General features: G+C 63.4%; 22 protein-coding genes. 3 read left to right on the top strand and 19 right to left on the bottom strand.

Annotated features, from left to right (window positions below; all coding sequences use genetic code 11):
• Positions 1 to 68: 68 nt before the first annotated feature.
• Both MU551_RS21815 and MU551_RS21810 read right to left on the bottom strand, forming a co-directional pair.
• The gene (locus tag MU551_RS21815; RefSeq protein ID WP_247048660.1) at positions 69 to 821 is read right to left on the bottom strand and encodes a carbon-nitrogen hydrolase family protein; all 753 of its coding nucleotides are present in this window, start codon (positions 819 to 821) and stop codon (positions 69 to 71) included.
• Between the two features lie 9 nt (positions 822 to 830).
• Positions 831 to 1328, bottom strand: coding sequence for a hypothetical protein (locus tag MU551_RS21810; RefSeq protein ID WP_247048659.1), 498 nt, complete (start codon positions 1326 to 1328; stop codon positions 831 to 833).
• Positions 1329 to 1431: 103 nt separating this feature from the next.
• On the opposite strand from MU551_RS21810, the gene MU551_RS21805 reads away from it, so the two are divergent.
• On the top strand, positions 1432 to 2667 hold the full coding sequence (locus MU551_RS21805) for a heparan-alpha-glucosaminide N-acetyltransferase domain-containing protein (protein WP_247048658.1): 1236 nt from the start codon (positions 1432 to 1434) through the stop codon (positions 2665 to 2667).
• Between the two features lie 111 nt (positions 2668 to 2778).
• Here MU551_RS21805 and MU551_RS21800 read toward each other — a convergent pair whose 3' ends face one another.
• From MU551_RS21800 to MU551_RS21760, 9 genes are read right to left on the bottom strand one after another with little or no spacing between them, the layout of a single operon-like run.
• A complete protein-coding gene (locus tag MU551_RS21800; protein ID WP_247048657.1) occupies positions 2779 to 3255 on the bottom strand; it encodes a hypothetical protein in 477 nt (158 codons plus the stop codon).
• 6 nt (positions 3256 to 3261) lie between these two features.
• Positions 3262 to 4020, bottom strand: a complete 759-nt coding sequence (dapB, locus tag MU551_RS21795; protein ID WP_247048656.1) for a 4-hydroxy-tetrahydrodipicolinate reductase — start codon at positions 4018 to 4020, stop codon at positions 3262 to 3264.
• Positions 4021 to 4043: 23 nt separating this feature from the next.
• Positions 4044 to 4502 (bottom strand): molybdenum cofactor biosynthesis protein MoaE, encoded by a 459-nt coding sequence (locus tag MU551_RS21790; RefSeq protein ID WP_247048655.1) that lies wholly within the window; start codon positions 4500 to 4502, stop codon positions 4044 to 4046.
• Positions 4492 to 5004, bottom strand: coding sequence for a MogA/MoaB family molybdenum cofactor biosynthesis protein (locus MU551_RS21785; protein ID WP_247048654.1), 513 nt, complete (start codon positions 5002 to 5004; stop codon positions 4492 to 4494). The genes MU551_RS21790 and MU551_RS21785 overlap by 11 nt, the downstream gene beginning before the upstream one ends.
• Positions 5001 to 5495, bottom strand: a complete 495-nt coding sequence (gene moaC, locus MU551_RS21780) for a cyclic pyranopterin monophosphate synthase MoaC (protein WP_247048653.1) — start codon at positions 5493 to 5495, stop codon at positions 5001 to 5003. Before moaC ends, MU551_RS21785 begins: the two co-directional genes overlap by 4 nt.
• Positions 5483 to 6724 carry a molybdopterin molybdotransferase MoeA gene (locus MU551_RS21775; RefSeq protein WP_247048652.1) on the bottom strand — a complete coding sequence of 414 codons (1242 nt, stop codon included), beginning with the start codon at positions 6722 to 6724 and terminating at the stop codon, positions 5483 to 5485. Before MU551_RS21775 ends, moaC begins: the two co-directional genes overlap by 13 nt.
• Positions 6725 to 6747: 23 nt before the next feature.
• Positions 6748 to 8409: a molybdopterin-dependent oxidoreductase gene (locus MU551_RS21770; protein ID WP_247048651.1), complete on the bottom strand. Its 1662-nt coding sequence runs from the start codon at positions 8407 to 8409 to the stop codon at positions 6748 to 6750.
• Positions 8396 to 9622: a sensor histidine kinase gene (locus MU551_RS21765; RefSeq protein ID WP_247048650.1), complete on the bottom strand. Its 1227-nt coding sequence runs from the start codon at positions 9620 to 9622 to the stop codon at positions 8396 to 8398. Before MU551_RS21765 ends, MU551_RS21770 begins: the two co-directional genes overlap by 14 nt.
• A complete protein-coding gene (locus tag MU551_RS21760) occupies positions 9609 to 10394 on the bottom strand; it encodes a response regulator transcription factor (RefSeq protein WP_247048649.1) in 786 nt (261 codons plus the stop codon). Before MU551_RS21760 ends, MU551_RS21765 begins: the two co-directional genes overlap by 14 nt.
• A 132-nt stretch (positions 10395 to 10526) precedes the next feature.
• Here MU551_RS21760 and moaA point away from each other — a divergent pair, with 132 nt between their 5' ends.
• Together moaA and MU551_RS21750 are read left to right on the top strand one after the other, a co-directional pair.
• Positions 10527 to 11660, top strand: coding sequence for a GTP 3',8-cyclase MoaA (gene moaA / locus MU551_RS21755; RefSeq protein ID WP_247048648.1), 1134 nt, complete (start codon positions 10527 to 10529; stop codon positions 11658 to 11660).
• A gap of 4 nt (positions 11661 to 11664) precedes the next feature.
• Positions 11665 to 11931 (top strand): MoaD/ThiS family protein, encoded by a 267-nt coding sequence (locus tag MU551_RS21750; protein WP_247048647.1) that lies wholly within the window; start codon positions 11665 to 11667, stop codon positions 11929 to 11931.
• A 48-nt stretch (positions 11932 to 11979) separates the two neighbouring features.
• Here the strand turns inward: MU551_RS21750 and MU551_RS21745 are convergent, their stop codons facing one another.
• From MU551_RS21745 to MU551_RS21710, 8 genes are all read right to left on the bottom strand, one after another.
• Positions 11980 to 12441 carry a DUF1579 family protein gene (locus MU551_RS21745; RefSeq protein ID WP_247048646.1) on the bottom strand — a complete coding sequence of 154 codons (462 nt, stop codon included), beginning with the start codon at positions 12439 to 12441 and terminating at the stop codon, positions 11980 to 11982.
• Between the two features lie 100 nt (positions 12442 to 12541).
• On the bottom strand, positions 12542 to 13885 hold the full coding sequence (locus MU551_RS21740; RefSeq protein WP_247048645.1) for a M16 family metallopeptidase: 1344 nt from the start codon (positions 13883 to 13885) through the stop codon (positions 12542 to 12544).
• A 134-nt stretch (positions 13886 to 14019) separates the two neighbouring features.
• Positions 14020 to 16287, bottom strand: coding sequence for a polyribonucleotide nucleotidyltransferase (locus MU551_RS21735; RefSeq protein ID WP_247048715.1), 2268 nt, complete (start codon positions 16285 to 16287; stop codon positions 14020 to 14022).
• A gap of 247 nt (positions 16288 to 16534) precedes the next feature.
• The gene (rpsO, locus tag MU551_RS21730) at positions 16535 to 16804 is read right to left on the bottom strand and encodes a 30S ribosomal protein S15 (RefSeq protein ID WP_247048644.1); all 270 of its coding nucleotides are present in this window, start codon (positions 16802 to 16804) and stop codon (positions 16535 to 16537) included.
• Positions 16805 to 17049: 245 nt separating this feature from the next.
• Positions 17050 to 18258: a kynureninase gene (gene kynU, locus MU551_RS21725; protein ID WP_247048714.1), complete on the bottom strand. Its 1209-nt coding sequence runs from the start codon at positions 18256 to 18258 to the stop codon at positions 17050 to 17052.
• A 68-nt stretch (positions 18259 to 18326) separates the two neighbouring features.
• The gene (gene kynA / locus MU551_RS21720; RefSeq protein ID WP_247048643.1) at positions 18327 to 19181 is read right to left on the bottom strand and encodes a tryptophan 2,3-dioxygenase; all 855 of its coding nucleotides are present in this window, start codon (positions 19179 to 19181) and stop codon (positions 18327 to 18329) included.
• A 29-nt stretch (positions 19182 to 19210) separates the two neighbouring features.
• Positions 19211 to 20221, bottom strand: a complete 1011-nt coding sequence (locus MU551_RS21715; RefSeq protein WP_247048642.1) for a bifunctional riboflavin kinase/FAD synthetase — start codon at positions 20219 to 20221, stop codon at positions 19211 to 19213.
• A gap of 230 nt (positions 20222 to 20451) precedes the next feature.
• Positions 20452 to 20792 (bottom strand): HNH endonuclease signature motif containing protein (locus MU551_RS21710; RefSeq protein WP_247048641.1); only part of this gene is annotated, 341 nt, incomplete at its 5' end.

The following is a 20792-nucleotide window of genomic DNA, read 5'->3' as shown; positions in this document are numbered from 1 at the left end:
GACCTGTCTGACGCCGGCTAAGCGATGAGGCGGACCAACCGATGACGCCGGCTAAGCGATGAGGCGGGCTATCCGGCGCGGTAGCGTTCAATCGCGCCGTGACGCAAGGTGGTGGTGAGCACCTCGGAGCCAACTCCGGCCGCCTGCTTGATCAGGAGTCCGTCCGGCCCCCAGAACCCGCTGAGCCCGCATGAGCTTCCGAGGTCCGTGATGCCTCCGAGATTGGCTACCAGCGTGAACATCCTGTTGTCCATGGCGCGGGCGCCCAGATGCAGACCGAGCCGGTGGCTTTCGACGTCGGTGTAGAGAGCAGACACAGCATACATATCGGCTCCCGCTTGGGCGGCAGAATCGGCGTGGTCAGGGTGCGCAGCGTCGTAACAGATTGCCAGGGCCACCTTCCAGCCATCCACCTCGATCAACCTGACCCCGTCGCCCGCCGTGAACAGTTCCAGTTCCGGCCCGTGGAGTCGGGATTTGAAGGCGAGATCAATTGTTCCTTCAGGATGGATGCCAAGTGCCGCAAGCCGCCGGGTACCGTCTTCCTCCGCCCAGGGCGCACCAATTACTGCTGTGATTCCCGTCCGGCGACAGATCTCTCTGATCGGATCCAGACGCCGATCACCATCGGTGATCCACTGCTGCGGCTCTTGGAGCAGTGCCAGGGAATAGCCAGTAACCGAGAGCTCCGGAAAAACGACAAACCTCGTGCCGTGGGAAGCGGCGTCCTCAATGAGCGCCACATGTTCGGGCACGTTGGCTGCCACACCCCCGTAGAGGGCTCGGTATTGGATGACAGAGACGGTCAAGGGGGAAGTCACAGCGCCAGTTTAGGTCGAAATGCCCCGGCGCCGTCCACTGTTGCCGGCACCGGCATCCCTTCCTTCCGGCAGCGGCAGGCCCTTGCCGGAATCAGGCCCGCCGCAGTATCGCTGAACAGCCTCCTCCTTCAGCGACTCAGCCCACGCCGCGAGGCGTTGGGCGGCCCGGACATAGTGGAAAAGTTCCGTGGGGGTCAGTGCCTCCACATCAGTCTCAGCAAGCCTCCGTGCCAGCTCAGCTCCCACTGGCTGCGCCGCCAGCGCGGCGCCTTCCCCGTTCCACTGGACATCCTCTGAAGACTCGCCGGCTACCAGCCGCCGGAACAGGAAATCCACAACACCGGGGCTCATGGCTTTCAGGACTCCTGACGGATCGGGCTCACGTCCGGGAAGACCACCCTCACGAAAACCGCGTTCAGGCAAGCTGCGTTCAGGCAAGCGGCCCTCAGAAAAGCTGTGTTGAGGAACGCTGCGTTCAGGAAAAACCGGCTCCATAGGACTGCTCATGCCGTTCATGCTATTCGAACATATATTCGAACACAAGTGCCTGTTCCTGGGCGCCCGGAGTATCAACCGGACCTGCGGGGACGGGATGTGAGACGATCGGCTCATGACCTCCCGTGGCACCGCTGCAGCCGGCCGGACCACCAAGCGCGGTCAATCAACTGGCAGGCTGGCCGGTATTGACGCAGCCCGGGGCCTGGCGCTGCTCGGCATGATGGCCACCCATTTACTGCCCACCTTTGAGCGGACCGCGGCTCTGACCCCGACATGGGTTGGCCTGACCTTCTCGGGCCGGGCTGCTGCCCTGTTTGCGGTGCTGGCAGGAATCGGGCTTGCCCTGTCCACAGGGAAAGAGCGCCCACTGGCGCGGGACCAACTGTGGGCCGCGAGGCGCGGTGTGGCGCTCAGGGCTTTGGTGATTGCCGTCGTCGGGCTCTTCCTTGGTGGCCTCGATGTCAACGTCGCTGTGATCCTGGTCCACTACGCATTGTTGTTCCTGTGCGTGCTGCCATTCCTGGGGATGAGCGTGAAGCGTCTTTGCATCACGGCAGGTACTTGGATCCTGGTCTCTCCCCTTGTCGCATTCATGCTGAGGCCTTGGCTTCTTTCGGCCTCCCCTCCCCTGAAGCTGGGGCACAATCCGAAATGGGAGGATCTGGGGACGCCGGCCCAACTCCTGGGTGATTTGCTGTTCACGGGGTATTACCCGGTCTTCCAGTGGCTCAGCTACCTGCTCGTCGGCCTGGTCATCGGACGGCTTGCCCTGACCAAGGCCGCAGTCCCCGTTCTGCTGCTGGCCGTTGGAACGGGGGTTGCCGTCGTCGCCAAGTGGTTCGGCGTGGTGATGATGAATGACTGGGGCGGCAAGGATGCATTGCAGGCACTGATCGGGGATCCTTCCTATCCCCTGGACAGTGTGCTTCAGGTCAATCTGTCCGGCGTGCAACAAACCGGTTCGTGGTGGTGGCTCGCATCAAGCGCTCCACACTCGGGGACCACGCTGGACCTGATTCACACCTCGGCAGTGGCGGCAGCAGTTGTTGGCGCCTGCCTCTTGCTGGGAAGGCTCGGGGAATGGCTTGCCCTGGACCTTCTCCTCCCTTTGAGGGGTGCGGGAGCCATGACCCTGACCCTTTACACAGCGCACGTGTGGGTCGTTGCCGCCATGTACCGCCAACCTCTGCCACAGGGGTGGACCGAGGATGGCATGTACTTCGCCCATGCGGCCACTGCAGTGTTGGTTGGAACCCTCTTCGCCATCCTCAAATGGCGCGGGCCGCTTGAATGGGTAGCGCACGCGGCAAACCAGGTAGGCCGCTACCAACCGGCACAGGTCCGGTAACCACAGCGCGTCCGGTAACCACAGCGCGTCGCGTGACCGCCACTCCGGTAGCCGGCCCCAGTCCGGCCGCCACCGGCGCATCTGTGCCGATGACCGGGCTCATCGGCACGTCTAGCCGGGCATGCCCCGAAACAGTTTCACGGCATCCCTCATGGACGCCCTGGCCCGCTTCCGGTCCCCGGCCGCGTCATAGGCGCAACTCAGCCGGAACCACGAACGCCAGTCCCCGGGGGCTGCCTCAGCCTCTTCACGGTACTTCTCGAACTCGAGGTCAGCCGCTTCCCTGATGATCCGGCCGGCAGGGGTGCGGGGAAGGTTATCCACCGGAAGCCCGCCCTCGGCTTCCAGGACCTTGGCCATCTGCTCTGTACGGGCACCGAACATCAGCTCCCGGATCAATGCCCAGGCGCCGATGACTGGAAGGACCAGATAGCCGGCCCCGATGGCCTTGGCAACAAGGTTGGGATCAAGCAGCAGCAGGACAGAGCGCTGGAACGCGACCACGAGGTAGAAGACGAGCAGGAGCGTGACAGCACCCACCCAGATTTTTGTGCGGCTTTTTCTCAAACTCGCCAGGATGTTGGGCACGGCGGCTTACAGCCCGAGATCCAGGTAGCCGTCCAGCCCCAGTGTGAGGCCGGGCCTGCCGCTGACACCGCGAACGCCCAGCAGCACGCCGGGCATAAATGACGCGCGGTCGAACGAATCATGGCGGAATGTCAGCTGCTCCCCCGGGCCACCCAGCAGCACCTCCTGATGGGCCACCAGACCCCGCAGGCGCACACTGTGGACCCGCACGCCATCGACGTCACATCCGCGGGCCCCTTGGAGCTCCGAGGTCGTGGCGTCGGGACTTGCAGAGACACCGGCGGCGCTGCGCTCGGCGGCGATCAACTGGGCGGTGCGGAACGCTGTACCCGACGGCGCGTCCACCTTGTCCGGGTGGTGCAGTTCAATAATCTCCACTGACTCGAAGTACTTGGAGGCCTTGGCTGCAAACGCGGAAGCGAGGACCGAACCGAGCGCGAAGTTTGGTGCGATAAGAACCCCGACAGCAGGGTAGCCAGCCAGGAGGGAGCGGAGGCCTTCAAGGCGTTCCCCGTTCCAACCCGTGGTGCCGACCACCGCGTGCATACCGTGTTCGACGGCGAACCGGACGTTTGCCTCGGTGCTCTCGGGGACTGTCAGGTCCACTACAACAGCGGCACCTGAGTCAACGAGCGAGTCGAGGGAATCCTTGCGTCCCAATGCCGCGACGAGCAACAGGTCCGGCGCGGCTTCGATCGCTTTGACGGCTTCGGCGCCCATGCGCCCGTTCGCGCCCAGGACGGCGACTGCGAGTTGTTCGGTCATGGCGTTAACCCTACCGCCGGGGGTCAGGCGCCTGCGCCCACCCACTCAACAGTCCCGTCACTGAAAAACTGTTCCTTCCAGATGGGAACCTGTTCCTTGATCCGGTCCACCAATTCCGAGCACACGGCGAACGCCTGGCCTCTATGCGCTGCTGAAACGGCGCAAACCAGGGCGGGGTCGCCAATTTCCAGTGTTCCCACCCGGTGGGCGGCCCAGATCCTCACGACGGGTCCCTCCGCTCCAGCGGAATATTCGGCAACAAGCTGTGCGACGACGTCGGCCATTACCTGGTGTGCCGTGGGGTGGGCGCTGTAGCTGAGACGCTCAACCGCCTTGCCGCCGTCGTGGTTCCGAACGACTCCGCTGAAGCTGACCACGGCGCCGGCCGTATCCGATTCGACAGCGGCGATGGCCTGATCCACCGAAATGGGTTGGTCGCTCAAGACGGCATGTACCACTTCGAAGCTGGATTCAATGCCCATTGCTTCCCTCCAATTGATCACAGAGGTGCCCGATGACCGGATCAAGCACCGTCAATCCGTCCATGACACCTTTCGGCGATCCCGGCAGGTTCACGATGAACGTTGACCCTGCCGCCCCCGCATAACCGCGGCTTAACATGGCCATAGGCGTCTTCGCCCGGCCAGCCTGCCGCATGCCCTCCATGATTCCCGGGATTTCACGATCAAGCAGGGGAAGGGTCATCTCGGGGGTGAGATCGTCAGCGTTGAGTCCAGTGCCTCCGCTGGTAATGACGACGGCGGGCCGCTGGGTCAGCAGCGCGCGGATAGCGGCCCCCACGGGTTCCCCGTCCGGAACCACCATGGCAGGGAACGGCTCGAAGCCGTGCTCGGTCAGCCAATCGATGATGACCGGTCCCGTTTCGTCCTGGTAGATCCCTGCCGCAGCCCTCGTTGAGGCGATGACGACGCCGGCCTTCCGCCCGGTGATCTCTCCGTGGCGGTGTGGTTCGGAAGTGCTCACAGTGCCCAGTCCCCGCTCTTGCCGCCGCTTTTGGCGAGCACTTTGATGTCGGTCAGGACTGCGTGCTTGTCCACTGCCTTGATCATGTCGTAGACACTGAGGGCGGCTACCGACGCCGCCGTAAGGGCTTCCATTTCGACGCCGGTGACCCCCCGGGTCCGGACGGTCGACAGCACGACCACTGAATCCTCTGCCAGCTCAAAATCCACTGTCACTTTGGAAATGGGCAAGGGGTGGCACAGCGGAATGAGCTCAGGCGTCTTTTTTGCGGCCATGATCCCTGCCACCCGGGCAACGGCCAGGGCATCTCCCTTGGGCAGGCCGCCTGACCCAAGCAGGGAGAGGACTTCGGCGGTGCTGCGCACTGTGGCTGTCGCTGTTGCCTCGCGGGTTGTTTCCGCTTTCGCTGAAACATCGACCATCTGGGCGGTTCCGTCACTTCGCAGATGGGTCAGGGCGGCGGCGTTGTCTTGATCGTTCACAGGATCCATACTTCCACTTCTGCGCCCTCAGCGAGCGCCGCGGTCCCGGCAGGGACATGTACCAGGGCATTGGAATGGGCCAGGGCATGGACCAGGTGGGACGACGGCCCGCCCTCAAGCCTGACACTGCCGTCAGCAAGGAAGGTGCCGCGGCGGACCTGGTGCTTCCCTTCAGGGGATGTGAGCGGCTCCGCCAGGCGGGCCTTGACCGCCGGGCGCGCGGCCGGAGCCCCCAGCAAGGAGGTCAGCACTGGCCTGAGGAACATCTCGAAGGAAACGAGGCAACTGACGGGGTTCCCGGGAAAGCCGAGGAAGGGCACGCCGTCGAAGGTTCCTATCCCCTGCGGACCGCCGGGTTGCATCGCGACGTGGAGAAATTCAACGTCGTAATCCTCCATGGCCTGGCGGACCACTTCGTAGGCGCCCTTGCTGACGCCTCCGGTGGAAACAATGAGGTCCATCCCCTGGGAATGGTCGCGCAGCAGTGCCTGTAGTTCCTGCGGGTCGTCGGTGGCGATTCCGGTGCGGGTCACGTGGAGGCCGGCCTGCTCCATGGAGGCCGCCAGGAGGGTGCCGTTGGCGTCATAGATTTTCCCGGGATCAAGCGGAAGCCCTGGTTCCACTACTTCGTCTCCGGTGGTGATCAGCAGTACCTTTGCCGGTGAGTACACCTCCACATCCGCCATCCCCAGTCCGGCGAGGAGCCCGAGCTGGCCCGGGCCCAGATGCGTTCCTGCAGAAAGCGCCAGCTCGCCTGAAGCGATATCGCTGCCAGCTGCGCGGATAAAAGTTCCCGCCGCGGTGGCGGGCAACCGGACCAGCGCCTCGGCACCGGGGGCGGGAAAGGAATCGGGAACTGCCCGTTCAATAGGCACGACGGCGTCGGCCCCCACGGGCATCATGGCCCCGGTCATGATGGGGACGGCGGTTCCGGGCTCCAGGATCGATGCGCCGGCACCTGCAGGAACCGGAGCGGCCACCCGCAGTTCAGTGCCTCCGGGAGGAACGTCAGCACTGCGGATGGCAAAGCCATCCATCTGGGAGTTAGCGAACGGCGGCAGGTCGAGGGGTGCGTGGACGTCGTCCGCGAGCGCCCGGCCCAGCGCATCGAGGAGGGGGAGGCGTTCTGTCCGGCCGGATGATGTGAGCGGTTTCAGCAGATCCCTGACTGCTGACCTGTGCTCGCCCACCGATCTGTGCGCCTCCACGCTGCTGTGCCTGTGCGGGGTGGAGTCCATAATCCTGCCTTCGGTGGGAGCTGCTACGACGTCACGACCACTCTAACTGTGTGATAGCCGGTAGCTCCGTCAGGGGCGACGGGCCGGCGTTCTTCCACCTGCGCAGCGCCGTCCAGATCGGTTGCACGAACCTGCACTTCGTACTGCCCCGGTGTGAACTCCAGGGGCAATTGCCACTGGTACCACGTATCGCGGGAAATGCCCGGGGCCAACCGCGCCTCTTGCCACTTCCCCCTGTTCACACGGAGCTCCACCTTACTGATCCCCGTGTGCTGCGCCCAGGCCACGCCGGCGAAGGTGGTTGCGCCCGTCTTCACCACCCTGTCCGTGGTGGGCACATCGATCCGGGATGACATCTTGATGGGACCCCGTTCGCTCCAGCCCCGCGGAGTCCAGTAGCCGACGTCGTCCGCAAACCTGGTCACCTTCAGCTCGGTGAGCCATTTTGTGGCCGACACGTAGCCGTAGAGCCCCGGGACGATCATGCGGACCGGGAACCCGTGCTCCAGGGGCAGGGGTTCGCCGTTCATGCCTACCGCCAGAAGGGAATCCCTGCTGTCCGTCAGCGTTTCCAGCGGAGTCCCCGCCGTCCAGCCATCGGCGCTCCGGGACAGCACCATATCTGCGCCGCTCTTAACCCCGGCCATCAACAGCAGCTCACGCAGAGGCCACCCAAGCCACAAGGCGTTGCCGATGAGATCCCCACCCACTTCATTGGAAACACACGCGATGGTCACATGGCGTTCAATCAGCGGCTTGGCCAGAAGTTCAGCAAAATCCAGCTGAACCTCCCGCTCCACCATTCCCGTGACTTTGAGGGTCCAGGCGTCGGCATCCAGCGCAGGCACCCTCAAGGCGGTGTCGATCCGATAAAAGTCGGCGTTGGGGGTCACAAGCGGGCCGACTCCGTCCACGGCCACTTCGGCACCGGTCGGGATAGGCGGAGCTGAGGAGCGCGGCGGGGGAAGGACCAGCTTCCGCCGCACGTCATTCACTCCGACAACAGCACTGTTCAGGACGGCCGCCAGGACACCCCCGCCGGCGGCCAAGGCTCCTGCCCATCCCAGACCCTGCAGAAACCGGCGCCGGGCAGGTTGGCTGCGTGCGTCTTCGCGGAGCGCGGACTTTTGAAGTGTCTGCCCTTCGGCCGCTGGCTTTCGGGCCGCAGGCTCCTGGCCCGCCCGCTCCTGGCCCGCCTGCCCCTGGAGGCCAGGGGCCGCAAGGACGCCTCCGGAGATCAGTGCTGCCGCTTGCCAATTCTCCAGTTGTTGAATGAGCCGGCGCAGAAGGACGACACCCAGAACAGCCGCGACCAGAGGCCCGGCAAGGGCTTGTCCGGTGAATTGAGCACGGCCAAGCACTGCGAGGAATCCCACCACGCCGAAGATGCCGATCAGCCATACGCCTGCGAAACGCCGGCGCTGTTCCACGACACCGGCCACAGCCGCGAGCGCAGCAATAACTACGATCATGCCGACCAGCAATGCAAGCTTGTCCGCGGTGCCGAACGCCGCTATCGCCCAGTCCTTAACGGCAGGAGGCACGGCATCAATGACCGCTCCGCCTACCGCTGTCATAGGGGTAAGGGAAGGACTCAGAAAACCAGCTACGAGCTCACCACCTGCCACACCGGCTCCGATGGCCACGATGCCCGCTGACGCCGCCCACCGCTCAGGCCTTTCCATGGCTGCCTCCTTGATTTCCGTCGCCTGGCAATCCCGTCTGCTTCGAACCCTCCGCCGGGATACGGATGGAAAAGCGGCATCCCTCCCCCACATTGTGCACGGATACCGTGCCTCCATGAGAGCGGACAATCCCTGCCACCATGCTCAATCCGACCCCGGCCCCGCTGTAAGGCGTCCGTCCGTCTTCCAGAGTGCCGGTGACTGTCCCCCGATTTTGCCCGGCACGGCTCCGGGCAAGGTCCTTCTGCCAACCGGTCTCGAAAACATGCTTCAGGTCCTCCTCGGCTATCCCGCCGCAGCTGTCCCTGACGGACACCATTGCATCCTTCCCGTCGCGGCCAACCTCTACGTGCACCAGTGAGTCCCTGGCGCTGTACAGGATGGCATTGAGCACGACGTTGCGGATGGCCCGCCCCAGCGATGGACCGTCCGCCACGGCAAGGCACTCGCGTTCCCCTCCGCCGTCGAGCCTTATGTTCCTTTGGGCAGCCAACGGCGCGAGATCCGCGATGGCGTCACTGGCAAGGTCATAAAGGTCAAGTGGCTCGGAAGTCAGCTGCAGGGTACCGGCCTGGATCTTGGACAGCTCCAGGAGGTCATTCACCATTCCTGCCATCTGGTCTGTCTGGGAGATGATTTGGCGGTGGTAGCTGCCGGCGTCCTCCGCCATTCCGTCCTCCAGCGCTTCGGCCATGGCCCGCATGCTGGCCAGCGGCGTCCGAAGGTCGTGGGAAATCCAGGAGACCAGCTCCCGGCGCGATTTCTCCACCGCCGCCTCACGCTGGCGGGATTCTTCCAGCCGTCTGCTGCTCAGCTGCAGTTCCTCGGCGAGCGCTGCCAGTTCGGAACTCATGACGGGAACGGCGGTGCCGGCCTCCTTCCCGTGGCCAAGATCGCGGGCAGCATCAGCCAGGGCGCGTGCGTTCCGAGATACCCGTGCCCCCAGCATCAAGGACATGGCTACGGCGACGACGGCGGCAATGGCCAGGATGTACCACATGACTTCGAGGTCCCGGGCGGAAATAAACATCGCGTTGAAGGCGCTCACCATGCCCGCCGTCAGCACTGCGACCGTGGCAAGAACAGCGACGGAAATCTGGATGGCAAGGGAGGTCCGGCGCAGGGACCTGAGGACCAGCATGGAGGCGCCACCGATCACCACCGCCCACAGCAAGGCCCACGCGACGATGCCGAACAGCTCAGCGGCCTGCATCTGCAACACCCTCGTCTCCGGCCAGCCGAGGCTCGCTCACGGTAGAGGGATCCAGCCTGTAGCCGACCCCCCATACCGTTTTGAGGAGCATGGGCCGGGCCGGATCGCGTTCAATCTTTTCCCGGAGCCTCCGCACATGGACCGTGACAGTGGAAAGATCGCCAAAATCCCATCCCCACACTGCACGGATAAGGTCCTCCCGGCTGAAGGCCTGGTTTGGCCGGCGGAGGAAGAAGGCCAACAGGTCGAACTCCCTGGCTGTGAGCGTGAGCGGCTGGCCGTTATGCGTCACGGTTCTGGCAGCTGGATTGAGATCAAACCCGCCAATTTCAACGGGAGGTTCCGGGCTGAAGGCCTGGATGCTGCGCCGGAGGACGGATTTGACCCTCAGCACCAGCTCGCGGGGTGAAAAAGGCTTGGTTATGTAGTCGTCCGCGCCGGCTTCAAGACCCAGGATCCGGTCGTCTTCGGTCCCGAGCGCTGTGAGCATGATGACGGGGACTTCCATGCTTCGCCGGAGTCGGCGGCACACCTCAACGCCGTCCAGGCCCGGCAGCATGCGGTCCAGGATGACCAGGTCCGGATTACGCTCGGACGCCAACCGCAAAGCGGTAAACCCGTCCCCCGCGACGTCCACCTGGAATCCGGACTGCAGCAGGTAATTCCGGACGACATCCGCGAGGATCTGTTCGTCTTCGACAAGGAGGATACGCCGATTGCCTGTTTCGGCCAGATTCCCGCTTTCGTGGGCTGGCACCGGGAACTTGGTCACGTCTTCAGCATAGGTTCGTGTCCGCTGCCGGGCATCCGTTTCAGCACCCGAAGGGCCAACCGTTCGCATTCCGTAAGATCCACGGAAGTCACAGGCGTGATGGATGCCCCGCTGGTGGCGTAGCCTGATTTCATGAGTGTTCAGCTAGGCATGCCGCAGCCGCGAGAAGGCGGCTCCGGTTCGGGTGACCGGACACCTCTGCCCGCCGCCCGTCCGGCCGGTCTCGCCCCCGGCCTGGTGGACCGCTACGGTCGCCGTGCCACCGACATGCGGTTGTCGCTGACAGACAAATGCAACCTGCGCTGCACCTACTGTATGCCCGCCGAAGGCCTCGAATGGCTGGCCAAGCAGGCCGTGATGACCGCGGAAGAGATTGTCCGCATTGTCCGTATCGGTGTGGACCACCTGGGAGTCCGCGAACTGCGCCTCACTGGCGGGGAGCCCCTCGTCCGGGCCGACCTGATTGATATCATTTCCGCCCTGCGCAAGGCGCATCCGGAACTTCCCATTTCGATGACCACCAACGGAGTGGGCCTCGACAAGAAGGCCGCTGCCTTGAAGTCAGCGGGGCTTTCCCGTATCAACGTCTCCCTCGATTCCCTCCACGAAGAGACTTTCGCCCAGTTGACCCGCCGCCCCTTCCTGGACAGGGTGCTCGCCGGGGTCGACGCCGCATGGGCTGCCGGGTTGGGACCGGTGAAGCTCAATGCCGTCCTGATGCGCGGGATAAACGACGAAGAGTCCCCCTCATTGCTCGCATGGGCACTGGAACGCGGCTACGAGCTGCGTTTCATCGAACAGATGCCTCTCGACGCCGACCACGGGTGGACCCGCCGGAACATGATCACAGCCGCTGAAATCCGCGAACTGCTTTCGGTGGATTACGTCCTGGGTCCGGACCCGCGTGCCCGGGACGGTGCTCCAGCCGAACGCTTTGAAGTACGACGGCGGGATGCTGGTTCCGGTGACGCCACCGGGCCCGTGCTGGGCACTGTCGGCATCATTGCCTCGGTCACGGAACCGTTCTGTTCGGATTGCCGCCGGACGCGCATCACAGCCGAAGGCAAGATCATGAGCTGCCTGTTCTCCCGGGAGGAATTCGACCTTCTGGGACTCTTAAGGACAGGAGCGACTGACCAACAGCTCGCCGAACGGTGGCAGGATGCGATGTGGCTCAAGCCCAAGGCTCACGGCATGGAACATGTAGGACTCGACGCCCCGGACTTCGTCCAGCCGGACCGCAGCATGAGCGCCATCGGAGGCTGAACCCTTGAACGTCCGTTACTTCGCTGCCGCGCGTGCCGCGGCAGGTGTGGAGGAAGAGCGCTTCGAACTCCCCGCGGGATCTTCCGTGGAGGACCTCCTCGCAGCCGTGCTCAAGGTGGCACGTCCAGAGCCTCCTGCCGGGACCCCTCCGCTTGCCCGCCTCCTGTCACGGAGCAGTTTCCTGTTGAACGAGGTAGCTGTCCGCGACCGGTCCGTTGTGGTGAGTCAAGACGACGTCGTGGATGTACTTCCGCCCTTCGCGGGCGGTTAGCTTCAACTGCAGGCGCACACCGCGGATCAGTCAGACGTGGCCGATCAGTCAGACGCGTCGACAGACTGACCTCATGAACGGGCGGAAACCGTGGTCATCCCGGAGCCTAAGGTCGGCTGTGTGCGTCAACACGCCGTCGTCCACTCGGAAACGGTGCCTTGCCGTTCCATCCTCGCTGCGACGCTCAACTGTCAGCGTTCCTTCGTGCCAGGTGCCGCGGGCGGGAACCCCAGGGGGTCCTCCCATGCTGTCGACGTAGTACCACAGGGTGTCGTGATGGTCAGGATCCACCGTGAAGACTCCATGCCCTTCGAAGTGGGTACCGTCTGCCTCGACGTGGCGGTAGCTCTGCACGACGGCGAAGCCTCCTGCTGCGCGTGTAAAGGTCACCTCTGCCTGCGCTGTCCGCCCCGGGCTCCATGCAGTTGCGGCAAGCTCAGTGACGCCCGTCCAGTGTCCGAGGAACACCTCCAGGGCAGAGTTCCCCTTGCCTGGCTGCCCACCGTCCATGCTTCCTCCCGACTGGCGCGGCCTATGGCACCATCATTGCCATAGCAACAGACGGTGTCCAGAGCAGTCACAATCCGAAGGCCCAACGACGACGAGGGGGTCAGAGCCCGAACGTTTCGCTCTCCTCGAAAGGTCCCACCACAGTCACTGTTCGTGGAGCGGAGGCAAGCTCGCGTGCCAGCATCTGGACCTCGGCTGCGGTCACGGACTTGATGAGGCGAAGGGTCTCATCGATGTCCTGGTACTCCCCCGAAACCAACTCGGCCCGGCCCAGCCGTGACATCCGGGATCCGGTATCTTCCAAGGCCAGGACGATTCCGCCGCAAAGTTGACCCACAGCCTTGCGAAGTTCATCCTCTGAAATTCCATCCTGGGCGAGCTTATCGAGCTCTGCTCCCAGGAGCTGGAGGACCTGCCGCACCTTGGACGGGGTGCAGCCTGCATACATGCCGAAGTACCCGGCATCGGCGTAGGAGGACGCGAAGGAGTACGTGGAATAGACAAGCCCGCGCTTCTCACGGACCTCCTGGAACAGCCTGGACGACATCCCGCCGCCCAAGACAGCGTTCAGCACGCTCATGACGAACCGGCGGTCGTCCGTTGCCACAATCGTGGGACAACCCACAATGATGTTGGCCTGTTCCACTGGTCGTTTGACGACGTGCAGCCCCGCCGTGCCCGTGATTTGGGCCGGTGCTGTGGAGCGCCGCTGGACGGGCTCCGCGCCACTTTCGAGTTCCCAGCCAGCGGCACGCAGAGCGTCCACCACAAGGCGGCAGACGACGTCGTGATCAAGACCGCCGGCGGCCGTAATCACCAGCTCGTCAGGGCGGTAATAGCGCCGGTAGTGGTCCCAGACGGAGTCGCGTGCCACTGCCATGATTGCTTCAGGGGTTCCGCCGATGGGCCTGCCGAGAGGATGCGTTCCAAGCACCGCCGCCACAAAATGCTCGTGGGCGACGTCAGTGGGGTCGTCGCTGTCCATGGCGATCTCCTCCAGGATGACGTCCCGCTCCTGCTCCATCTCCTGGGGGTCCAGGACAGCACCGGTGATCATGTCGGCGATGACGTCAATGGCCATGGGGAGGTCTGAGTCCAGCACCCGGGCGAAGTAGCACGTGCTTTCCTTGGCAGTGGCAGCGTTCGACTCCCCTCCCACCTCGTCAAAGGCGGACGCGATTTCAAGGGCGGTGCGCCTGCGGGTCCCCTTGAACAGAAGGTGCTCAAGGAAGTGGGTTGAACCGTGCTGGCCCGGAGCCTCATCCCGGGACCCGACCCCCACCCAGAACCCGATGGTTGCTGAACGCTGCCCCGGCATCTCCTCCGTCAGGACGCGCACACCACCTGGCAACACCGAGCGCCGGACCACGGCCCCGCCGTCGGCTCCGTGGATCAGGGTGTCACCGGGCTGGTTCTGCTTGAGCGGCAGGGGTACGACAGTCATTAAGGCCTTTCAATGATGCAGGTCAAATCTGCCTGCAATGCTATCAGCGGCTGCTGTTCTAAAGGTTCAGGGGCTTAACGGCTGGGGGCCGGTGGATTATCCACCGGCCCCGCCGTTATTGCTGGTGTTACTGACTACTCGGAGATGTCAGCGCCCTCGGAAGGAGCCGAAGCGTGAACGCCGTCGGATTCTTCGCCCGCGCCTTCTTCCTCGGCAACCACGGGAGACAGGGACAGCTTTCCGCGGTCATCAATCTTGGTGATTTCCACCTGGATCTTCTGGCCCACCGAAACAACGTCATCGACGTTGTCCACGCGCTTGCCGCTGGCCAGCTTACGCAGCTCGGAGATGTGCAGGAGACCGTCCTTGCCCGGGGTCAGGGAGATGAACGCACCGAAGGTGGTGGTCTTGACGACCGTACCGAGGTAGCGCTCGCCGATTTCCGGAACCTGGGGGTTGGCAATGGCGTTAATGGCGGAACGTGCTGCGTCTGCAGACGGACCGTTGGTGGCGCCAATGTAGACCGTGCCGTCATCCTCGATGGAGATGTCAGCGCCGGTGTCCTCCTGGATCTGGTTGATCATCTTGCCCTTGGGGCCAATGACCTCGCCGATCTTGTCTACGGGGATCTTGACGGCGATGACGCGGGGAGCGAACTCGGAGAGTTCGTCCGGAGTGTCGATCGCTGCGTTGATGACCTCGAGGATGTGCAGGCGGGCTTCGCGGGCCTGCTTCAGGGCTGCTGCAAGGACCGACGCCGGGATGCCGTCGAGCTTGGTGTCCAGCTGGATGGCGGTGACGAACTCGGACGTACCGGCGACCTTGAAGTCCATGTCGCCGAAGGCGTCTTCTGCACCGAGGATGTCGGTCAGCGCTGCGTAGCGGGTCTGGCCGTCAACCTGGTCGGAGACCAGGCCCATGGCGATACCTGCAACGGCTGCCTTGAGCGGCACACCTGCGTTGAGCATCGACAGGGTTGATGCACAAACTGAACCCATCGACGTCGAACCGTTGGAGCTGAGAGCCTCAGACACCTGGCGGATGGCGTACGGGAACTCCTCGCGGGACGGCAGCACCGGCACGAGCGCGCGCTCGGCAAGGGCACCGTGGCCGATTTCGCGGCGCTTCGGGGAACCGACGCGGCCGGTCTCACCGGTGGAGTACGGCGGGAAGTTGTAGTTGTGCATATAGCGCTTGCGCGTGACAGGTGACAGCGAGTCAATCTGCTGTTCCATCTTGAGCATGTTCAAGGTGGTGACACCCATGATCTGGGTTTCGCCGCGTTCGAAGATCGCGGAACCGTGAACGCGGGGCAGAACCTCAACTTCGGCGGTGAGCTGGCGGATGTCCGTCAGGCCACGGCCGTCAATGCGGATCTGGTCCTTGAGGATGCGCTGGCGCACAACCTGCTTGGTGACCGAGCGGAATGCTGCAGAGAGCTCCTTCTCGCGGCCTTCGAACTGGCCGGCGAGCGAGGAGGTGACCTCGTCCTTGAGCGCGTCCGAAGCGTCGTTGCGCTCCGTCTTGTCGGCGATCTGGAAGATCGCGGCCAGCTTGTCAGCGGCAGCCGACTCAACTGCTGCGTAGACGTCGTCTTCGTAGTCCAGGAAGACCGGGAACTCGACGGTGGGCTTGGCTGCCCGTGCGGCCAGGTCAGCCTGGGCGTCGCACAGTGCCTTGATGAACGGCTTGGCTGCCTCAAGACCCTCGGAAACAACCTCTTCGGTGGGGGCAGTGGCGCCCTGTTCCTTGATGAGGTTCCAGGAGTTGTCAGTTGCTTCGGCTTCGACCATCATGATGGCAACGTCGTCGCCCGCGATACGGCCGGCAACAACCATGTTAAACACGGAGTTTTCGAGCTGCGAGTGCTTCGGGAACGCGACCCACTGTGAGCCGTTCTCGTCGGCCACGAGGGCAACGCGCACGCCGCCGATGGGGCCGGAGAAGGGCAGGCCCGAGAGCTGCGTGGACATCGAGGAAGCGTTGATGGCTACAACGTCGTAGAGCTCGTCCGGGTTGATTGCGAGGACGGTCACCACGATCTGGACCTCGTTGCGCAGGCCCTTAACGAAGGCCGGACGCAGGGGGCGGTCCATGAGGCGGCAGGCCAGGATGGCCTCGGTGGACGGGCGGCCTTCGCGGCGGAAGAACGAACCCGGGATACGGCCCGCAGCGTACATACGCTCTTCGACGTCGACCGTCAGCGGGAAGAAGTCAAAACCTTCGCGCGGCTGCTTGCCTGCGGTGGTTGCGGAAAGCAGCGCGGTGTCTTCATCGATATACACCATTGCTGCGCCGGCTGCCTGCTTGGCGAGGCGGCCGGTTTCGAAGCGGATTACACGCTTGCCGAAGCGGCCATTGTCAATTACTGCTTCTGAGAACTGGATTTCGGGACCCTCCAAGAGAGTCACCTCCGTTTCTTGTTTAACGGAAGTCCAGCCGCATCAACCCAACCCAGCATCTGTCTACTGGATTGCACTGCACCCGGTCATCGATCGAGACCCACGGGCCAGGGCTTCGTTCTTCAAAGCCGTTCCCGGGGATCACTACCGAGGACCGCGAATGCGTGATGCGGTTGATCCTCCTATTGAATTTTTTGTGAAGAAGGCGGCCCGTTCCGTGCAGGAAAGGGCCGCCCCCTAAGTCTGACTAGCGGCGCAGGCCGAGGCGCTCGATGAGCGCACGGTAGCGGGCAATGTCAGTGTTCTTGAGGTAGGTCAGCATGCGCTTACGACGCCCAACCATGGCCAGCAGGCCGCGCTGGGTGTGGTAATCGTGCTTGTGCTCCTTCATGTGCTCAGTGAGATCCTTGATCCGCTGAGTCAGGACTGCAACCTGGACCTCCGGTGAGCCGGTGTCGGCCTCGGACGTTGCGAAATCCTTGATGATGGACTGCTTTACAGCGGCGTCAAGTGCCACAATAACTCCTAGAGATGTGCCGTGAGGCCCGAATCAGTAACTCACTGCCGGGGATGCTGTTACGACTTTCCGGAGAAGGCCGTAACACAACAGGAACCAGCCGCCACGGACTGCAGCCGGATCCATCGTTTAGTTTACCGGCAGCGGCCTAATCTTGTCGAAACAAGGGCTCTCTGAGCAGAAGCTGTCGAGCAATGTTGGTCGTGCAGCCTTCAGCCGTTCACTCGTCTGTCGTCGTTCACCCGTCAGCCATCCACCAGCTGGCGAATGGCGGCCATGCCGTCGTACAGCTCGCTGAACGACGTGCTCAGCGGCGACAAACCGATCCTGAGCCCATGCGGGGCCCGGAAGTCCGGAATGATGTCCCGTTCCCAGAGCACCGACGTCATCTCCCGGAAGGCCGGGTGGTCCACCGTGATGTGGCTACCCCGCTGGTCTGGGTCCCGTGGCGTGGAGAGTTGGGCTCCCCGCGGCGCCAGCCACGAGTCGTACAGCTCCACGGCAAAAGCAGTGAGCAGACTCGACTTCCGGCGGACTGACTCAATGCCGGCCTCCTCAATCAGGTCCACCATGCCGCGCATGGGGATCATGGCCAATACTGTAGGCGTTCCGCTGAGGAAGCCCCGGATTCCAGGCGCGGCTTCATAGCCCGCGGCCATCTCGAAAGCATCCTTGCGGCCCATCCAGCCCCAGATCGGCTGAGCCAGTCCGGGAAGGTGCCGGGCATTGACGTAGGCGAACGCCGGTGACCCTGGCCCGCCGTTGAGGTACTTGTAAGTGCAGCCGGCAGCGAAATCCACTTGACTGGCGTCCAGCCCAATCTCTACCGACCCCGCTGAGTGGCAAAGGTCCCAGACAACCAGGGCACCGGCGTCGTGCACTGCTTCCGTAATCCCCCGCAGGTCCGCAAGGTGGCCGGAGCGGTAGGCCACATGGCTCAGGACGACGACGGCGGTGGCCGGCCCCGTGACGGCGCGCACCTCTTCGAGGGTGACGCCCGCGGCCGCATCCGGAGTGATCCACCGCAGGGTGAGCCCCTGCTCCTTTGCGATTCCTTCAACGAGGTACCGGTCCGTGGGGAAGTTTTCGGTGTCCAGGACGATTTCGTTTCGGCCGGGACCGGTGCTGGCGGCAAGCGCTGCCCTGATCAGCTTGTAGAGCACCACGGTGGTGGAGTCAGCGATAGTTACTTGTCCTGCGGCGGCGCCGAGAACAGCGCGTCCCAGTTGGTCGCCGATGGCCTGGGGCAGGTCAAGCCATTCCTCATCCCACCCCCGGATGAGACGTCCGCCCCAGCTTTCTTCAATAAAGCGGCTGATGTCGTCCCGCGTTCTTTTCAACGGGCGGCCCAGAGAATTGCCGTCCAGGTAGGACAACGAGCTCTCTGCGCCGATGAAGTGGCCTCGATACGCGGCCAGGGGATCATCGGCGTCGAGTTGCCTTGCACGGGCCAAGAGGGTGTCATCGCTGGAGCCCGGCTCGACGAATGTGTGCGATCCTGCGCCTACGGGTGTTGGTCGCTTCACTGGCCGATCTCCGTCCGTACAGCGAAAAGCTCAGGAAAGAAGGTCAGTTCCAAGGCCTTCTGCAGGAAGGCAGCACCTGTGGATCCGCCTGTGCCCGTTTTCATCCCGATGGTCCGTTGGACGGTCCGCAGATGCCGGAATCGCCACAGCTGGAAGTTGTCCTCAAGATCCACCAGTTCCTCACACGCCTCATAGGCGCCCCAGTTGTCCACAGCATTTTCGTAGATGTACTTGAAGACGGGGACCAGCTCAGGGCTGAATTCGTGGGCACGGGTCACGTCCCGGTTCAACACCGACTCGGGAATATCGAAACCCTGCCGGTGCAGATAAGCGAGAAACTCGTCATAGATGCTCGGGGCCTCCAGGAGGAGCCGCAGTTGTTCGTGCGCTTCCGGATCGGACTCGAAGACGGGCAGCATCTTGCGGTTCTTGTTCCCCAGCACGAATTCCACGGCCCGGTACTGGCTGGATTGGAACCCTGAAGAGTTACCGAGGAAGCCGCGGAACTGGGAATATTCGGTTGGCGTGAGGGTAGCCAGGACGGACCACTGCTCGGTCAACGTCTTCTGGATGTGCTTAACGCGTGCTATTTCCTTCAGGGCCGAACCGAGATTGTCCGCACGGAGGTGTTCGGCAGCGCTCTGGAGTTCGTGAAGCACCAGCTTGAGCCAGAGCTCGGTGGTCTGGTGCTGGATGATGAAGAGCATCTCATCGTGGTGTTCGGGGCTGCTTACAGGCTGTTGTGCGCTAAGCAGTGTCGGCAGCTGGAGGTACGAGGCATAGCTCATGCGCGAACTGAAGTCGCGCACAATCCCCTTGTCCAGCTTTCTGGTGTTGTTTTCGACAGCCACAGTGCCGCCTTCCTTCCAAGGACCGGAAATCAGCGCCTCACAAGCAGATCGTGAGCCTGGACGACGTCCAGGCGCATCTGCTCCACGAGCGCTTCAGGCCCACGGTACGCCACCATGCCCCGCAGCCTGGCCACAAATTCAACCACTACTGTCTGGTCGTACAGATCGAAGTCATCGACCGATTCTTCCGGCCTGTCTATGACGTGTGCTTCCACCTGGCGGCTGACACCTTCAAAAGTGGGGTTGGAGCCAACAGAAATGGCGGCGGGCCACCGCGTGCCCGCCTGATCCACGAGCCAGCCGGCGTAGATGCCATCAGCAGGAATGTAGCCAGTGGCATCCGATGACAGGTTGGCGGTAGGAAATCCCAAGGCGCGTCCCCTGGCTGCGCCATGGACCACCTGGCCGCGCATCCGGTGGGGACGTCCGAGCACAGCAGCGGCGGTGGCGACGTCGCCGTCGCGCAGTGCTTCCCTTACCCAAGTGGAGGAACAGCGGCGGTTTCCGTCGTCGCTGGTGTTGTTGCCCTCCCCGGGTTCGGGGTAATGCAGGGGGTAGCCCTCGGAACCAAACTCGCTGATGACCTGGACGTTGAAGCCGAACTTCTCCCCCAGTTGCTGCATGGTGGAGAGGTCACCGGAATTCCCTCGGCCGAAGCGGGCATCATGGCCGATCACTACATGGCTGGCCTTCAAGGCACCAACGAGGACCTGCTCGACGAATTCCTCAGGGGTCAGGCTCGCGAGTTCCAGTGAGTACTTCATGACCAGTATGGCGTCCAGGCCAAGTTCTCCCAGGGCATCAAGTTTGTCCTGCAGACCCATGATGAGTTCGGGAGCGGATTCAGGCCTGTGCACCTGCGCGGGATGAGGATCGAAAGTGACCGCTACGGACTTTGCGCCATTGAGTCGGGCTGTGCGGATGAGTTGCGACAGCACCTGCTGGTGCCCGCGGTGCACGCCGTCGAAATTTCCGACTGTTACAACCGAGGGGCCGAAGTCCGCCGGGACCTCAGTCAGATCGTTCCAGATGTGGGCCATCAACCTCGCCTTACTGCCTGCCATGGAATCGCACCGGGCCGCTCTGGGCCCGGAACACTTTTAGATTACCCGCAAATGCCGGCGCCAACCGACCCGGCAGCCGTTGCCTGCATCCCTGCTTCACGGGATGTGAGGGCCGGAACGAGATGCATCTGCGAGCGGGAGCCTCGGCGCGCATGGCGACAATCCGTAGTGGAACCACCTTTCTGTTGCGGCTTGGCTTCCGGTGGTTATTGGTGGAAGTAGTGGTTTTGTCTGGGTTGTTGGGTGGGGTCGATGTGTGGTGGGGGGATGAACCAGGGGGTGCCGTGGGGCATGTGGATGGTCCATTGTTCTTGGTGGATGAGGTGGTGGTGGTGGCTGCAGAGGAGGGTGCCGTTTTCTGTGCTGGTGGGTCCGTGGTGTGACCAGTAGGTGGTGTGGTGGGCTTCGCACCAGGGGGCTGGGATGGTGCAGCCGGGGAAGGTGCAGCCTTGGTCGCGGGCGGTGATGGCTTTGCGGATGTGGGGTGGGAAGATCCGGGTGGTGCGGCCGATGTCCAGGATGCGGCCTTCGCTGCCGAGGAGGATGG

Source organism: Arthrobacter rhizosphaerae (assembly GCF_023062595.1).
Taxonomy (GTDB): domain Bacteria; phylum Actinomycetota; class Actinomycetes; order Actinomycetales; family Micrococcaceae; genus Arthrobacter; species Arthrobacter rhizosphaerae.
This window is presented reverse-complemented; position numbering and strand designations above follow the sequence as displayed.

Excerpts from the sequence above, each read along its gene's own strand:
- MU551_RS21715 (WP_247048642.1), bottom strand. The coding sequence starts at position 20,221 with ATGGCCCACATCTGGAACGATCTGACTGAGGTCCCGGCGGACTTCGGC.
- MU551_RS21765 (WP_247048650.1), bottom strand. The coding sequence starts at position 9,622 with ATGCAGGCCGCTGAGCTGTTCGGCATCGTCGCGTGGGCCTTGCTGTGG.
- MU551_RS21745 (WP_247048646.1), bottom strand. The coding sequence starts at position 12,441 with ATGGACGGTGGGCAGCCAGGCAAGGGGAACTCTGCCCTGGAGGTGTTC.
- MU551_RS21740 (WP_247048645.1), bottom strand. The coding sequence starts at position 13,885 with ATGACTGTCGTACCCCTGCCGCTCAAGCAGAACCAGCCCGGTGACACC.
- MU551_RS21790 (WP_247048655.1), bottom strand. The coding sequence starts at position 4,502 with ATGGGCATTGAATCCAGCTTCGAAGTGGTACATGCCGTCTTGAGCGAC.
- MU551_RS21810 (WP_247048659.1), bottom strand. The coding sequence starts at position 1,328 with ATGAGCAGTCCTATGGAGCCGGTTTTTCCTGAACGCAGCGTTCCTCAA.
- moaC (WP_247048653.1), bottom strand. The coding sequence starts at position 5,495 with ATGGATCCTGTGAACGATCAAGACAACGCCGCCGCCCTGACCCATCTG.
- dapB (WP_247048656.1), bottom strand. The coding sequence starts at position 4,020 with ATGACCGAACAACTCGCAGTCGCCGTCCTGGGCGCGAACGGGCGCATG.
- MU551_RS21770 (WP_247048651.1), bottom strand. The coding sequence starts at position 8,409 with ATGGAAAGGCCTGAGCGGTGGGCGGCGTCAGCGGGCATCGTGGCCATC.
- MU551_RS21805 (WP_247048658.1), top strand. The coding sequence starts at position 1,432 with ATGACCTCCCGTGGCACCGCTGCAGCCGGCCGGACCACCAAGCGCGGT.
- moaA (WP_247048648.1), top strand. The coding sequence starts at position 10,527 with ATGAGTGTTCAGCTAGGCATGCCGCAGCCGCGAGAAGGCGGCTCCGGT.
- MU551_RS21775 (WP_247048652.1), bottom strand. The coding sequence starts at position 6,724 with ATGGACTCCACCCCGCACAGGCACAGCAGCGTGGAGGCGCACAGATCG.